The sequence below is a fragment of the Massilia sp. NBRC 108631 genome (assembly GCF_059704565.1).
In genome coordinates this window covers 86,765-100,594 of the sequence record NZ_BAAKJE010000213.1, presented here as the reverse complement: position 1 = coordinate 100,594, position 13,830 = coordinate 86,765, and the positions used below count along the sequence as shown (strand labels likewise).

Annotated in this window: 14 protein-coding genes; 9 read left to right on the top strand and 5 right to left on the bottom strand. The window is 63.8% G+C overall.

Annotation, left to right across the window (positions count from 1 at the left end):
- Nucleotides 1–17: 17 nt before the first annotated feature.
- From AC6H42_RS23295 to AC6H42_RS23285, 3 genes are read left to right on the top strand one after another with little or no spacing between them, the layout of a single operon-like run.
- Complete coding sequence (locus tag AC6H42_RS23295; protein WP_497549050.1) at nt 18–1,142, top strand: M14 family metallopeptidase; 1,125 nt, start codon at nt 18–20, stop codon at nt 1,140–1,142.
- Between the two features lie 2 nt (nt 1,143–1,144).
- Nucleotides 1,145–1,609: a CYTH domain-containing protein gene (locus AC6H42_RS23290; protein WP_497549049.1), complete on the top strand. Its 465-nt coding sequence runs from the start codon at nt 1,145–1,147 to the stop codon at nt 1,607–1,609.
- Between the two features lie 28 nt (nt 1,610–1,637).
- The gene (locus AC6H42_RS23285; RefSeq protein ID WP_497549048.1) at nt 1,638–1,925 is read left to right on the top strand and encodes a hypothetical protein; all 288 of its coding nucleotides are present in this window, start codon (nt 1,638–1,640) and stop codon (nt 1,923–1,925) included.
- Between the two features lie 72 nt (nt 1,926–1,997).
- On the opposite strand, the gene AC6H42_RS23280 is transcribed toward AC6H42_RS23285, so the two are convergent.
- The 5 genes from AC6H42_RS23280 to AC6H42_RS23260 all read right to left on the bottom strand — a co-directional run bounded on the left by AC6H42_RS23280 (nt 1,998) and on the right by AC6H42_RS23260 (nt 8,811).
- Nucleotides 1,998–3,263: a DUF2863 family protein gene (locus AC6H42_RS23280; RefSeq protein WP_497549047.1), complete on the bottom strand. Its 1,266-nt coding sequence runs from the start codon at nt 3,261–3,263 to the stop codon at nt 1,998–2,000.
- A gap of 120 nt (nt 3,264–3,383) precedes the next feature.
- A complete protein-coding gene (gene acnA / locus AC6H42_RS23275) occupies nt 3,384–6,092 on the bottom strand; it encodes an aconitate hydratase AcnA (protein WP_497549046.1) in 2,709 nt (902 codons plus the stop codon).
- A 62-nt stretch (nt 6,093–6,154) separates the two neighbouring features.
- Nucleotides 6,155–6,661 carry a hypothetical protein gene (locus tag AC6H42_RS23270; protein ID WP_057155980.1) on the bottom strand — a complete coding sequence of 169 codons (507 nt, stop codon included), beginning with the start codon at nt 6,659–6,661 and terminating at the stop codon, nt 6,155–6,157.
- Nucleotides 6,661–7,662 carry an HpcH/HpaI aldolase/citrate lyase family protein gene (locus tag AC6H42_RS23265; RefSeq protein WP_057155979.1) on the bottom strand — a complete coding sequence of 334 codons (1,002 nt, stop codon included), beginning with the start codon at nt 7,660–7,662 and terminating at the stop codon, nt 6,661–6,663. The genes AC6H42_RS23270 and AC6H42_RS23265 overlap by 1 nt, the downstream gene beginning before the upstream one ends.
- Before the next feature lie 159 nt (nt 7,663–7,821).
- Nucleotides 7,822–8,811: a malate dehydrogenase gene (locus AC6H42_RS23260; RefSeq protein WP_057155978.1), complete on the bottom strand. Its 990-nt coding sequence runs from the start codon at nt 8,809–8,811 to the stop codon at nt 7,822–7,824.
- A gap of 289 nt (nt 8,812–9,100) precedes the next feature.
- Between AC6H42_RS23260 and AC6H42_RS23255 the strand changes: the two genes are divergently transcribed.
- The 6 genes from AC6H42_RS23255 (at nt 9,101) to AC6H42_RS23230 (ending at nt 13,733) form a co-directional block, all read left to right on the top strand.
- Nucleotides 9,101–9,946 (top strand): GntR family transcriptional regulator, encoded by an 846-nt coding sequence (locus tag AC6H42_RS23255; RefSeq protein ID WP_057155977.1) that lies wholly within the window; start codon nt 9,101–9,103, stop codon nt 9,944–9,946.
- A gap of 207 nt (nt 9,947–10,153) precedes the next feature.
- The gene (gene sdhC / locus AC6H42_RS23250; protein WP_057155976.1) at nt 10,154–10,576 is read left to right on the top strand and encodes a succinate dehydrogenase, cytochrome b556 subunit; all 423 of its coding nucleotides are present in this window, start codon (nt 10,154–10,156) and stop codon (nt 10,574–10,576) included.
- A 1-nt stretch (nt 10,577) separates the two neighbouring features.
- Entirely contained in the window at nt 10,578–10,943 is a 366-nt protein-coding gene (gene sdhD / locus AC6H42_RS23245; protein WP_057155975.1) for a succinate dehydrogenase, hydrophobic membrane anchor protein, read from the top strand.
- A gap of 2 nt (nt 10,944–10,945) precedes the next feature.
- Nucleotides 10,946–12,724 carry a succinate dehydrogenase flavoprotein subunit gene (sdhA, locus tag AC6H42_RS23240; RefSeq protein WP_057155974.1) on the top strand — a complete coding sequence of 593 codons (1,779 nt, stop codon included), beginning with the start codon at nt 10,946–10,948 and terminating at the stop codon, nt 12,722–12,724.
- A gap of 15 nt (nt 12,725–12,739) precedes the next feature.
- A complete protein-coding gene (locus tag AC6H42_RS23235; RefSeq protein WP_057155973.1) occupies nt 12,740–13,450 on the top strand; it encodes a succinate dehydrogenase iron-sulfur subunit in 711 nt (236 codons plus the stop codon).
- Nucleotides 13,451–13,460: 10 nt separating this feature from the next.
- Nucleotides 13,461–13,733 carry an FAD assembly factor SdhE gene (locus AC6H42_RS23230; RefSeq protein ID WP_373888185.1) on the top strand — a complete coding sequence of 91 codons (273 nt, stop codon included), beginning with the start codon at nt 13,461–13,463 and terminating at the stop codon, nt 13,731–13,733.
- Nucleotides 13,734–13,830: the final 97 nt, after the last annotated feature.

The window sequence follows — 13,830 nt, the reverse complement described above, 5'->3', positions numbered from 1 at the left end:
ATCTACACGGGACCGCCATGACCATCAAAATCAGCCAGAACTTCGACTCCGGCGCCATCGAGGTGCTGCGCGCCGATAGCGCCGCCACCATAGAACTGAACCTGCGCGACGACAACGCTGCCGACATCCGCCAGTGGTTCCACTTCCGCCTGCAGGGCGCGCGCGGCCAGGCCGTCACCATGCGTTTCCTGAATGCGGGCCAGGCCACCTACGCCAAGGGCTACGAGGGCTACAACGCCGTGGCCAGCTACGACAGCGAGAACTGGTTCCGCGTGCCGACCTCCTTCGACGGCGAGGTGATGACCATCAAGCACACGCCGGACCTGGACAGCGTCTACTACGCCTACTTCGAGCCGTATTCGTGGGAACGCCACCTGCGCCTGCTGGGCGAAGTGGCCGAGAATCCGGCCGCGCGCGTGCTGGACCTGGGCAGCACGGTGGACGGGCGCGACATGAACCTGGTCGTCATCGGCGAACCGGAGGCGGAGAAGAAAGTGTGGGTCATCGCGCGCCAGCACCCGGGCGAATCGATGGCCGAGTGGTTCGTCGAAGGCCTGGTCGATGCGCTGCTGGACGATGCCAATCCGATCGCGCGCAAGCTGCTGCAGCGCTGCTGCTTCTACATCGTGCCGAACATGAACCCGGACGGCTCGGTGCGCGGCAACCTGCGCACCAACGCCGCCGGCGCCAACCTGAACCGCGAGTGGATGACGCCATCGCTGGAGCGCTCGCCGGAAGTGCTGTACGTGAAGAACAAGATCCACGAAACCGGCGTCGACATGTTCTTCGACATCCACGGCGACGAGGCGCTGCCGTACAACTTCGTGGCCGGCAACGAGATGCTGGAAAACTTCACGCCCGAACAGGCCGCGTCGCAGAATGCCTTCATCGAGCGCTACAAGAACGCCAGCCCGGACTTCCAGGACAAATACGGCTACGCCGCCAGCAAGTACAAGGAAGACATGCTGACCCTGGCCTCCAAGTACATCGGCCACCATTTCAAGTGCCTGGCGCTGACCCTGGAGATGCCGTTCAAGGACAACGCCGACCTGCCGGACGCCTACGTGGGCTGGAACGGCGCCCGCAGCGCCGCGCTGGGCCGCGCCATCCTGCAGCCCATCCTGCTGTCGCTGGACGACTGAGCATGGGCGTCGAGATCGAACGCAAGTTCCTGGTCACCAGCGACGCCTGGATGCAGCAGGGCGAACCCGTGCTGCTGCGCCAGGGCTACCTGTCCTCGCACGCGCAGCGCGTGGTGCGCGTGCGCATCGAAGGCGAGCGCGCGGTGATGACCATCAAGGGCAAGAACGTGGGCGCCAGCCGGGGCGAGTGGGAGTACGAGATCCCGATGGCGGACGCGCAGGAGTTTCTCGACAAGCTGTGCGAGCAGCCCATCATCGAGAAATACCGCCGCCGCATTCCGCACGCGGGCTTCGTGTGGGAAGTGGACGAGTTCCTCGGCGTGAACGCCGGGCTGGTGGTGGCCGAAATCGAGCTGCCATCCGAAGACCAGGCCTTCGACAAGCCGGACTGGGCCGGGGAAGAAGTCACGCACGATATGCGCTACCTCAACTCCAACCTGATCAAGCACCCGTACTCCGCTTGGTAAATGCCGTCTTCCATCCTAGACTGACAGGATGGAAGACGACTGGAAAGAGTTCGCCGCGCGTATCGACGCGATCTTGCCGACCTTGGCGACCAAGGCCGACGTGGAGGCCTTGCGCGCTGATTTCGCGCGCTGGACGCTGGCAACGGTGATAGGCCTGTTTATCGGTTTTGGCGGGCTGTTCGTGGGAATAACGAATACGTTGAAACCGGCGTCGCCGCCGGCCGCGCAGCCAGGGCAGCAGGCTCAGCAGCCCATAGTCATCTATGTTCCGGCCGCGCCGCCGGAACAGCGGCCCCAGCCGCAGCCGAAAAAATAAAGCCCTCTCGCGAGGGCTTTTTGCGCAGGGCGGGTTAGCAGGGCTTGCCCTGCGTAACCCGCCGATGAACGCTTAATGGAAGTGCTCGTTCCCGGCCGGGGTGTCTTCCGGCATTTCGGCGTGCACCAGCTCGCCGGTCGGGTCGGCGAACAGCGGCGCGCCGCAGTCGTCGCAGTATTCGGACACGTAGCGCTCGCCCAGCTTCTTCACTTGCGTCACGCCCAGCGCGTTCAGGTGCTCGACGATCTCTTCCACCGGCGTGCGCGGCTTGAGCAGCTCGGCGATGCTGCCCGAGATCGGCCCTTCCGGCGGCGTGCCTTCCTCGTCCTCCTGGCCGTACAGCGGCCACACCACGCCGTACACCACGTCCGCGCTCTGGCGCGGGGTGAAGGCGACGCGGTATTCGTCGATCTGGCCGTCGGCCGCTTCCTCGCCGAAGCCGGCAATCACGGCGCGCAGCTCGGACGGTTCCACCGACAGGGTGTGCGTCAGGTAGTGCACCGCGGCGCGGATCGATACCGGACGGATCAGCTTGTCCGCTTCGCGGCAGGCCATGTAGTACGCTTCCGGCAGCAGCAGCTCGACGCCGCAGCCCGGCAGCAGGCGGTTGACGGTCGGCAGCGCCTGGATGCGCCACTGCTCCAGCGCGGCCTTGCGCTCTTCGGCGAAGTTCGACTGCAGCGCCGGCATCTGCCAGCGGAATATCGGGCCGCCGTGCGGCGCCACCACGGCTACCAGCAGATAGCGCGTGTCGGCCAGGAAGGGCGCGGTGTCCGGCGCCTTGGCTTCCGATTTGAAGGCCACGCCCTTCAGCGCGGCCTGGGCCAGCTTGTGGGTCTTGCTGTAGGCCTCGGCGTGGCTGCGCGGCAGCTGGTCGATGGAATACAGCATCGAGGCCATGGCCATGTGCGTGCCGTCGGCCAGCAGGTGGGCCGAGAAGTGCGCCGACAAGGTGTTCAGCACGTCGGCCGGGATCGGGCCGGAAGCGATGGCGAAACGGGTCCAGGCCAGGATCGGCGCGGCCACCAGCAGCACGTCGTACTGCGTGCTGGCGCCGTCCGCCTCCACCGTGATGGTGCTGGACTCGCTGACCGCTTCCACGCCGTCCATCAGCACGTCGTAGGCGTTCAGGTCTTCCCGGAACAGGCCGTTCAAGGCGGCGTCGATGGTGTCCTGGTGGCCGGTCTTGAGCAGCTTCTGCAGCTGGGCGTCCAGGCTGTGTTCCCAGCTGCGCTCTTCGAGGCGGCTGGCGGCCTGGCCGACGGCCTGGGCTAGGGTGACGAGGCGCTGGCTGTCGGCAGTGAGTTTGTGTGGCGATTCTTTGGATGGGCGACGCATAGCGCTGTACTAGTCTCTGGAAAGTTCTGTTATCCGTATTGTAGTGGATTCGGGCCGGGGAGGCGGCCCAAATAAAAAACGCCGGACGAATCCGGCGTTTTTGACAGCAGGGCGGGCCGGTTACGCGGCCAGCAGCTGGCGCAGCACGAACGGCAGGATGCCGCCGTGCTTGTAGTAGTCCACCTCGATCGGCGTGTCGATGCGCAGCAGGACCGTGACTTCCTGCGACGAGCCGTCGGCGCGGTGGATCACCAGGGTGGCCAGCTGTTGCGGCTTGATCTCGCCTTCCAGGCCCTTCAGGTCGTACACTTCCTTGCCGGTGATGCCCAGCGATTCAACCGAATCGGTGCCGATGAATTGCAGCGGCAGCACGCCCATGCCGACCAGGTTGGAGCGGTGGATGCGCTCGAACGAGCGGGTGATCACGGCCTTCACGCCCAGCAGCTGGGTGCCCTTGGCGGCCCAGTCGCGCGAGGAGCCGGTGCCGTACTCTTCGCCGCCGAAAATCATGGTCGGGGTGCCTTCGGCCACGTACTTCATGGCCGCGTCGTAGATCGACAGCTGTTCGCCCGATGGCTGGTGGATGGTGATGCCGCCTTCCACCGCCGAACCGTCCGCCTTGGCCGGGATCATCTTGTTCTTGATGCGCACGTTGGCGAAGGTGCCGCGCATCATGATCTCGTGGTTGCCGCGGCGCGAACCGTAGGAGTTGAAGTCGGCTTTCAGCACGCCGTTGTCCTTCAGCCATTTGCCGGCCGGGCCGTCTTCCTTGATCGAGCCGGCCGGGGAGATGTGGTCGGTGGTGATCGAGTCGCCGAACACGCCCAGTGCGCGCGCGCCGGTGATGCCGGAGGCGGCCGCTTTCGGGGTCATCTCGAAGCCGTCGAAGAACGGCGGCTCGGCGATGTAGGTCGAGTCAGGCCAGTTGTAGACCTGGCCTTCGGTGGTCGACACGGCTTCCCACAGCTCGCCCGGTGCGCCCTTGACGTCGGCGTAATTGTCCTTGAACACTTTCGAGTTCATGGCGAACTTCATCAGCTTGCCGATTTCCTGCGAGGTCGGCCAGATGTCGCCCAGGTACACGTCCTTGCCGTCCTTGCCCTTGCCGACCGGTTCGGTCATCAGGTCGCGCGTCATGTTGCCGGCGATGGCGTAGGCCACCACCAGCGGCGGCGAGGCCAGGAAGTTGGAGCGGATGTTCGGGTGGATGCGCGCTTCGAAGTTGCGGTTGCCCGACAGCACGGCCGAGGCCACGATGTCGTGGGTGGCGATGGCCGCGTTCAGTTCCGGCGTCAGGTCGCCGGCGTTGCCGATGCAGGTGGTGCAGCCATAGGCGGTGACGCCGAAGCCCAGTTGTTCCAGGTAGGGCAGCAGGCCGGCGGCGGTCAGGTACTCGGTCACCACGCGCGAGCCGGGGGCCAGCGAGGTCTTGATGTGCGGCGCCACGGTCAGGCCGGCTTCCACCGCCTTCTTGGCCAGCAAGCCGGCCGCCAGCAGTACCGACGGGTTCGAGGTGTTGGTGCAGGAGGTGATGGCGGCAATGAGCACGTCGCCGTTGTGCACCTTGACGCCGTTCGACGTGGTGTATTCGCAGGTCAGATCGGCCGGATTCTTGTTGAAGCCGTTTTCGGTGGTCGGTTTCGAGAACAGTTCGGTGAAGTTGTTCTTCACGTTGCCGATTTCGATGCGGTCCTGCGGGCGCTTGGGACCGGCCAGGGATGGCGTCACGCTGGTCAGGTCCAGCGCCACCACGCGGGTGTAGTCGATTTCGCCCGCTTTCGGCACGCCGAACAGGTTCTGGGCCTTGAAGTAGGCTTCGAAGGCGTCGATCTCGGCCTTGGTGCGGCCGGTGCCCTTGAAGTAGTCGATGGTGGCGTCGTCGACCGGGAAGAAGCCCATGGTGGCGCCGTATTCCGGGGCCATGTTGGCGATGGTGGCGCGGTCGGTCAGCGACAGCGTCGCGGTGCCTTCGCCGAAGAACTCGACGAATTTGCCCACCACTTTCTCCTTGCGCAGCAGTTCGGTGATGGTCAGCACCAGGTCGGTCGCGGTGCAGCCTTCGCGCAGCGCGCCGGTCAGGTTTACGCCGATCACGTCCGGGGTCAGGAAGTAGACCGGCTGGCCCAGCATGCCGGCTTCCGCCTCGATGCCGCCCACGCCCCAGCCCACCACGCCGATGCCGTTGATCATGGTGGTGTGCGAGTCGGTGCCCACCAGGGTGTCCGGGTAGTACACGCCGTCGGCGGCCTTGTGCACGCCGCGCGCCAGATACTCCAGGTTCACCTGGTGCACGATGCCGAAGCCCGGCGGCACCACGCCGAAGGTGTCGAAAGCTTGCATGCCCCACTTCATGAACTGGTAGCGCTCATTGTTGCGCGAGAATTCCAGCTTCATGTTCAGGTCCAGCGCCTTCGGCTCGCGGAAGTGGTCGATGGTGACGGAGTGGTCGACCACCAGGTCAACCGGCACCAGCGGCTCGATCTTCTTCGGGTTGACGCCCATTTTCGAGGCCACGTTGCGCATCGCGGCCAGGTCGGCCAGCAGCGGCACGCCGGTGAAGTCCTGCAGCACCACGCGGGCCACAACGAATGGAATCTCGTCGGTGCGTTCTGCGGTCGCGCCCCAGCCGGCCAGCTGTTTGACGTGCTCTTCGGTGACCTTCTTACCGTCGCAGTTGCGCAGGACGGACTCCAGCACCACGCGGATCGATACCGGCAGGCGGGAGACGTTGATGCCCAGGCTCTTTTCCAGCGCCGGCAGGGAGTAGAACTTCCCCTTCTTGCCAGCAATGTTGAAATCCTTCAGCGTGTTCAGTGTGTTGCGGGACATGACCTCTCCTTCAGTGGGTATCGTCTGTTATTAATTTACGAGTACTGCCTTGGACTAAAAACTCAGCCTTGCGCCGCCGGTTCGGTAGCCGCTGCCGGCTGCAGCTGCTCGGCGTTGCGGCATTCGTTGGCCAGCTGGCGGTTCTGCTTGGAGTCCAGCAGCATGCCCTTGGCGGGAATGCCGATCCAGATCAGGCCATACAGCTTGTTTTCGAAGCGCAGCGCGCCGGTGGTGGTGCCCACGCGTTTCAGGCGGTGCAGGCGCTTCTTCCAGCGCAGGGCAATGAAGTTGTCGTCGCCGGCGTTCTGGTAGATGGTGATCTTGTTGCCCAGCTCGCAGTGGAAGTCGACCACGGCCGAGCCTTCCACGCCCGGTTCGGCGGCTTCTTCCGCGTCTTCCGGCGACACCGGCGGGGCGGCGCCCGTTTCGGACGGCTTGGCCGCTTTCTTGGCGCCCTTGGCGGTCTTCTTGGCGACGGTGTTGACTTCGGCCTGGGCGGCGGGCGCCAGGCACAGCGAGAGCGAGCCGAGCGCGAAGCTGCAGGCCACGAATAGTTTGGAGATGGACATTACTTGCCTTCCGTTGCGGGTTCGACAGGGGTGATGAGGGCGGCCGCCGCTTCCGGCAGGGCCAGGCCCGCCAGGCGCGCGCGCTGCAGCACGGTCCAGTAGTAGCGGTAGCTGGCGCGGTCGTGCAGGCGGCCGTTTTGCGAGATCGGACCCCACTGGGCGCGTTCGGCGTCCTGCAGGATGTGGGTGGCTTCGTTGACTTCGGACAGGCGCGGCGTGAAGGCCTTGATCACCGGCTTGATCTGGTTCGGGTGGATGCTCCACATGCGCGTGTAGCCGAACTCGGCGGCGGCGCGCTGGGCGTCGTTGGCCACCACGGCGGGGTCTTTGATTTCGGTGGTCACGTTATGCGAGGGCACCTTGCCGTGCGCGTGGCAGGCGGCGGCAATCTCCAGCTTGGCGCGCACCACCAGCGGATGCGTGAACTGGCCCGGCGTGCGCATGGCGTTGCCCGGCACGGCGCCGTAGTGGCCGGACACGAAGTCCATGATGCCGAACGACAGGCACTCGACCTGGGGCAGGGCGGCAATGGCGTACACGTCGTGCAGCGCGCCGTGGGTTTCGATCAGCACGTGCACCGGCAGGTTGGTGCGGCCGGCTTTCTGCGCGTAGGCGTTGATGACGTCGATGGCGCGCATGACCTGCTGCACGCTGTCCGGCTTGGGCAGCACCACGTAGGCCAGCTTGTGCGCGGCCGCGCCGCAGATGATGTCGACGTCGCGCTCGAAGTGCGGGCTGTGCAGGTCGTGCACGCGCGCGCCGACGCGGTTGAACTTGTTGTCTTCGCTGAGCAGCAATGCGGCCACCAGGCGCGCATGCGCTTCCTCGTTGCCGGCGGAGGCGCCGTCTTCGCAGTCGAAGGTGATGTCGAACAGGGGGCCAAGTTCTTGTTGCAAGGCAATCGATTTGCGCATCAGCTTTTCGGAGCCGGCGTAGTGGTCGCAGGCCGGCAAAAGCAGCGGCTGGCGCGTGCCCTGGAATAAAACCTCGGATGGATGCATGCGGGAAGTAGGAGTTGTTGGTGCGGAAGGTGCAGAAGGGCTTGCTGCGGGGGAAGCGGGTGCTGCGGCGGGCGCAGACGGAACCGCCGCACTGCTCTCGGCAGTGCGGCGGGTGCGGCGTATGGTCGGCTTAACCGGTTCCATAGCCAGGCTGGCCGGTTATGGCAGCAGGTGTTTCACGCCTTCACGCTCTTCGGTCAGTTCCTTCAGCGTGATGTTGATGCGCTCTTGCGAGAAAGCGTCGATTTCCAGGCCTTGAACGATGGTGTATTCGCCGTTCGCGGTGGTCACAGGGAAACCGAACATGGTGCCTTCCGGGATGCCGTAGGAGCCGTCCGATGGGATGCCCATGGTGGTCCACTTGCCGTTGGTGCCCAGTACCCAGTCGCGCACGTGGTCGATGGCGGCGTTGGCGGCCGAAGCAGCCGACGACAGGCCGCGCGCTTCGATGATGGCGGCGCCGCGCTTGCCCACGGTCGGCAGGAAGGTGTTGGCGTTCCATTCCTGGTCGTTGATCAGCTCTTTGACGGATTTGCCGTCAACGGTGGCGAAGCGGTAGTCGGCGTACATGGTTGGCGAGTGGTTGCCCCAGACGCACAGCTTCTCGATGTCTTTCACCTGGGTGCCGGTCTTGGCGGCCACTTGCGACAGCGCGCGGTTGTGGTCCAGGCGCAGCATGGCGGTGAAGTTCTTGGCCGGCAGCGACGGCGCCGATTTCATGGCGATGTAGGCGTTGGTGTTGGCCGGGTTGCCCACCACCAGCACTTTCACGTTGCGCGAAGCGACCGCGTCCAGCGCCTTGCCCTGCACGGTGAAGATCTGCGCGTTCGCTTCCAGCAGGTCCTTGCGTTCCATGCCCGGGCCGCGTGGGCGTGCGCCCACCAGCAGGGCCACGTCGGCGTCCTTGAAGGCGGTCATCGGGTCGGAGTGGGCGCTCATGCCGGCCAGCAGCGGGAATGCGCAGTCGTCGATTTCCATCATGACGCCTTTGAGCGCTTTTTGCGCTTTTTCGTCAGCGATTTCAAGCAGTTGCAGAATGACCGGCTGGTCTTTGCCCAGCATGTCGCCGTTGGCGATGCGGAACAGCAGGGAATAGCCGATCTGGCCGGCGGCGCCGGTAACGGCAACACGCATTGGGGTTTTAGCCATGATGAATCTCCAAAGTGGAATAGAAAACGATCTTGAAGCTGGGCCTACGCTTGCGGAAAACTGTAATGATACCAAAACCGGCCGGGTTTATTGATTGCCTTTGACCGGTACAGCGACTATGCTCTTCTTGTTCCGGCGCGCGCGGGCGCGCGAAGGCCAAGAGGGACATCGCCGCCGAGTGTAGGCTGGTATGTCGCTTCTGTCAATCATATCTTATGTCTTATATAAGACAGATAAGTTGTCGGGTTTTGCTGGACGGGATCGGGCTTTTGTGGTGAAATCCGGGTCTATGAATTCCGCCTCGTCCAATCTGACCAACAATGGCGCCGCCGCGAGCGGCACGGTCAGCCCGACGCCGGCGCCGGCAGCCTCCGCTGCCCCGTCCGCAGCGCCCGCCGCAGCCCCATCGGCCGCTCCCTCGCCCACCTTCTCCCCGCTGTACCAGCAGATCAAGGCCCTGATCACGCAAAGCCTGCAATCGGGCGAGTGGAAGCCGGGCGAGCTGATCCCGAGCGAAGTGGAGCTGGCGGCGCGCTTCAAGGTGAGCCAGGGCACGGTGCGCAAGGCCATCGACGAGCTGGCGGCGGAAAACCTGGTGATGCGCAAGCAGGGCAAGGGCACCTTTGTGTCCACCCACCACGAGGCGCGCGCCCATTTCCGTTTCCTGCGCCTGATGCCCGACGAGGGCGTGCCGCACTACCCAGAATCGAAGTTCATTGAAGTCAAGCGCACCCGCGCGCCGGCCGACGTGGCGCGCCTGCTGGAGCTCAAGTCCGGCGACGCCGTGGTGTTCATCAAGCGCGTGCAGTCCTTCGACGGCATGCCCACCATCGTCGAGGAGCTGTGGCTGCCCGGGCTGATCTTCAAGGGACTGACCGCCGAGCGGCTGGTCGAGTACAAGGGGCCGATGTACGGCCTGTTCGAATCCGAGTTCGGCACCCGCATGATCCGCGCCGCCGAGAAAATCCGTGCCTGCAGCGCCGACGAGGGCGCTGCCGCACTGCTGCAGGTCGCGCAAGGCACACCCTTGCTGATGGCCGAACGCGTGTCCTTCACCTACGGCGACAAGCCGGTGGAGCTGCGCCGTGGCCTCTATTCGACCGAACGGCATCATTACCAGAATGACTTGAACTAGGCAGTGACCAAATAAGGGAGACGCGCTGCCCGGACGCCGGCCGGGCCATGTTGCGCTAACAACACGCTACCTTGCATATTTTGCAAAGGCTGGCTACGACAAAACATAATTTTGGTTATATGTAACAATACATATTGGTCTGGACTGCGAAAATCGGCGAAAATCGCAGTCTCACAAATTTAGCATCACGTATAGGGAGGTCTCGTCATGTCAGAAGCCGTAAGAGAAGCACCAAAAAAAGAACGGCCGCAATTTCGCAATATCCACGTCACTGAATTGTCCAACTACCGCCTGCCGCTGGCCGGCGTAGTGTCCATCCTGCACCGCATTTCCGGTTTCCTGATGTTCGCGCTGCTGCCCGTGGTGCTGTACCTGCTGGAGAAGAGCCTGCTATCTGAGATCTCTTTCGAGCATTTCAAGGGCATCGCGTCGCATTGGTTCGTCAAGCTGGTGATCCTGGCGCTGGTATGGGGCTACATGCAGCATTTCTGCGCTGGCGTACGCCACCTGATCATGGACACCCACGTGGGCCTGGATAAAGACTCGGCGCGCAAGTCGGCAGCCACTGTGCTGGTCATCAGCCTGGCGCTGACCGCCCTGGTCGCACTGAAACTGTTTGGAGTATTCTGACATGGCAAACAACAATATCGGACCTAAGCGCCTGGTCGTCGGCGCCGGCTACGGCATGCGCGACTGGCTGGCCCAGCGCGTGACCGCGGTACTGATGGTGATCTACACCGCCGTGCTGCTGATCTGCTTCCTCACCGGCAGCAACTTCTCCTACGAAGGCTGGGCCGGCCTGTTCGCCCAGCAGTGGTTCAAGCTGTTTACCGCCGTGACCCTGTTCGGCCTGTTCTACCACGCATGGGTAGGCGTGCGCGACATCTGGATGGACTACGTGAAAGCCGTGGGCCTCCGTCTGACGCTGCAAATCATCACCATCGGCTGGCTGGTTGGCTGCGCCGTCTGGTCGGTACAAATACTCTGGAGTGTGTAATCGTGGCAGCAATCAAATCTGCAATCCCTACCCGCCGCTTTGACGCGGTCATCGTCGGCGCCGGCGGTTCCGGCATGCGCGCCTCCCTGCAACTGGCGGAAGCCGGCCTGAACGTGGCCGTGCTGTCGAAAGTGTTCCCGACCCGCTCGCACACCGTGGCGGCGCAGGGCGGCATCGGCGCCTCGCTGGGCAACATGGCCGAGGACAACTGGTTCTGGCACATGTTCGACACCGTCAAGGGCGGCGACTACCTGGGCGACCAGGACGCGATTGAATTCATGTGCCGCGAAGCACCGAAGGTCGTGTACGAGCTGGAACACTTCGGCATGCCGTTCGACCGCAATCCGGACGGCACCATCTACCAGCGTCCGTTCGGCGGCCACACCGCCAACTTCGGTGAAAAAGCCGTGCAGCGCGCCTGCGCCGCGGCCGACCGCACCGGCCACGCGCTGCTGCACACGCTGTACCAGCGCAATGTGCGCGCCCGCACCCACTTCTTCGTGGAGTGGATGGCGCTCGACATCATCCGCGACGCCGAAGGCGACGTGGTGGGCGTGGTGGCACTGGAAATGGAAACCGGCGAATGCATGATCCTGGAAGCGAAGACCACCATCTTCGCCACCGGCGGCGCAGGCCGCATCTTCGCCGCATCGACCAACGCCTTCATCAACACCGGTGACGGCATGGGCATGGCGGCGCGTGCCGGCCTGCCGCTGCAGGACATGGAATTCTGGCAGTTCCACCCGACCGGCGTGGCCGGCGCGGGCGTGCTGATCACCGAAGGCGTGCGCGGCGAAGGCGGTATCCTGATCAACTCGGAAGGCGAACGCTTCATGGAGCGCTATGCGCCGACCCTGAAGGATCTGGCGCCGCGCGACTTCGTGTCGCGCTCGATGGACCAGGAGATCAAGGAAGGCCGCGGCTGCGGTCCGAACAAGGACCACGTGATGCTGGACCTGCGCCATATCGGCGCCGACACCATCGCCAAGCGCCTGCCGTCGATCCTGGAAATCGGCCACAAGTTCGCCAACGTGGACGCCACCAAGGAGCCGATCCCGGTCGTGCCGACCATCCACTACCAGATGGGCGGCATCCCGACCAACATCCACGGCCAGGTGGTCACGCCGAACGGCGACGGCAGCCAGAAAGTGGTCAACGGCCTGTACGCGATCGGCGAATGCGCCTGCGTATCGGTGCACGGCGCCAACCGCCTGGGCACCAACTCGCTGCTCGACCTGGTGGTGTTCGGCCGCGCGGCCGGCAACCACGTGGTGGCGCAGAACCTGAAGCAGAAAGAGAACAAGCCTCTGCCGAAGGACGCCGCCGACTTCGCAATGGGCCGCCTGAACAAGCTGGAAACCTCGACCGGCTCGGAAAAAGTGCAGGGCGTCGCCAACGACATCCGCGCCACGATGCAGAAGTACTGCGGCGTGTTCCGTACCGACGACCTGCTGACCCAGGGCGCCAAGGAAATCATGGTGCTCGACGAGCGCCGCAAGCACGTGTCGTTCAAGGACAAGTCCAAGGTGTTCAACACCGCCCGCGTGGAAGCGCTGGAACTGGACAACCTGATCGAAACGGCGAAAGCGACCATCACTTCGGCAGTAGCGCGCAAGGAATCGCGCGGCGCCCACGCGCACAGCGATTTCCCGAACCGCGACGACGACAACTGGATGAAGCACACCCTGTGGTATTCGGAAGGCAACCGCCTGGAATACAAGGCTGTCGTCACCAAGCCGCTGACGGTCGATACCTTCAAGCCGAAACCACGTACTTTCTAAGTAGGGCTCATTACCATGCCACGCACTCTCAAATTCAAGATTTACCGCTACGATCCGGACCAGGATGCCAAGCCGTACATGCAGGACCTGACGGTTGAACTGAAAGACACCGACAAGATGCTGCTGGACGCGCTGCAGCGCATCAAGTCCGACGTCGATGACTCGCTGGCCCTGCGCCGCTCGTGCCGCGAAGGCGTGTGCGGTTCGGACGCCATGAACATCAACGGCAAGAACGGCCTGGCCTGCACCACCAACCTGAACGAGCTGACCGAGCCTATCGTGCTGCGTCCTCTGCCAGGCCTGCCGGTGATCCGCGACCTGATCGTCGACATGACCCAGTTCTTCAAGCAGTACGATTCGATCAAGCCGTTCCTGATCAACGATTCGATCCCGCCGGAGAAAGAGCGCCTGCAGTCGCCTGCCGAACGCGAAGAACTCGACGGCCTGTACGAATGCATCCTGTGCGCGTGCTGCTCGACCTCGTGCCCGTCGTTCTGGTGGAATCCGGACAAGTTCGTCGGTCCTGCCGGCCTGCTGCAAGCCTACCGCTTCATCGCCGACTCGCGCGACGAAGCGACCGGCCAGCGCCTGGACAACCTGGAAGACCCGTACCGCCTGTTCCGCTGCCACTCGATCATGAATTGCGTCGACGTCTGCCCTAAAGGCCTGAACCCGAACAAGGCGATCGGCAAGATCAAGGAACTGATGGTTCGCCGCTCGATTTGATATGAGCGACATGGAAAAGCCTGCGCATCAGGCCGACCCGGCAAACCGTGCGCGCCTGCGCTGGCGCGCACGCCGGGGTTTGCTGGAAAACGATATCATCCTGACTCGTTTCCTCGATGCGCATGAAACTGAATTGACCGACGAGGAAGTGGACGCGTTCACGCGGCTCCTCGACTTGTCGGACAATGCGCTGATGGATCTGGTGCTGGCTCGCGCAGAGCCGGAAGGCGAGATCGATCTGCCGCATGTGCGCGCACTGCTGCAACGTCTGCGTCTCGCCTGATCTGCGCCAGGGCGGCCCATATGCTGGGCGGGCCGCCCGCGCCGCCGGAAGTTTAGAAGTTTTTTTTATAAGCCGCATCTCTCCAAGAAGGAAGAGT

Bases quoted from the DNA above. Each gene is read 5' to 3' on its own strand.
- AC6H42_RS23295 (WP_497549050.1), top strand. From the start codon at position 18: ATGACCATCAAAATCAGCCAGAACTTCGACTCCGGCGCCATCGAGGTG.
- AC6H42_RS23290 (WP_497549049.1), top strand. From the start codon at position 1,145: ATGGGCGTCGAGATCGAACGCAAGTTCCTGGTCACCAGCGACGCCTGG.
- AC6H42_RS23285 (WP_497549048.1), top strand. From the start codon at position 1,638: ATGGAAGACGACTGGAAAGAGTTCGCCGCGCGTATCGACGCGATCTTG.
- AC6H42_RS23280 (WP_497549047.1), bottom strand. From the start codon at position 3,263: ATGCGTCGCCCATCCAAAGAATCGCCACACAAACTCACTGCCGACAGC.
- acnA (WP_497549046.1), bottom strand. From the start codon at position 6,092: ATGTCCCGCAACACACTGAACACGCTGAAGGATTTCAACATTGCTGGC.
- AC6H42_RS23270 (WP_057155980.1), bottom strand. From the start codon at position 6,661: ATGTCCATCTCCAAACTATTCGTGGCCTGCAGCTTCGCGCTCGGCTCG.
- AC6H42_RS23265 (WP_057155979.1), bottom strand. From the start codon at position 7,662: ATGCATCCATCCGAGGTTTTATTCCAGGGCACGCGCCAGCCGCTGCTT.
- AC6H42_RS23260 (WP_057155978.1), bottom strand. From the start codon at position 8,811: ATGGCTAAAACCCCAATGCGTGTTGCCGTTACCGGCGCCGCCGGCCAG.
- AC6H42_RS23255 (WP_057155977.1), top strand. From the start codon at position 9,101: ATGAATTCCGCCTCGTCCAATCTGACCAACAATGGCGCCGCCGCGAGC.
- sdhC (WP_057155976.1), top strand. From the start codon at position 10,154: ATGTCAGAAGCCGTAAGAGAAGCACCAAAAAAAGAACGGCCGCAATTT.
- sdhD (WP_057155975.1), top strand. From the start codon at position 10,578: ATGGCAAACAACAATATCGGACCTAAGCGCCTGGTCGTCGGCGCCGGC.
- AC6H42_RS23235 (WP_057155973.1), top strand. From the start codon at position 12,740: ATGCCACGCACTCTCAAATTCAAGATTTACCGCTACGATCCGGACCAG.
- AC6H42_RS23230 (WP_373888185.1), top strand. From the start codon at position 13,461: ATGGAAAAGCCTGCGCATCAGGCCGACCCGGCAAACCGTGCGCGCCTG.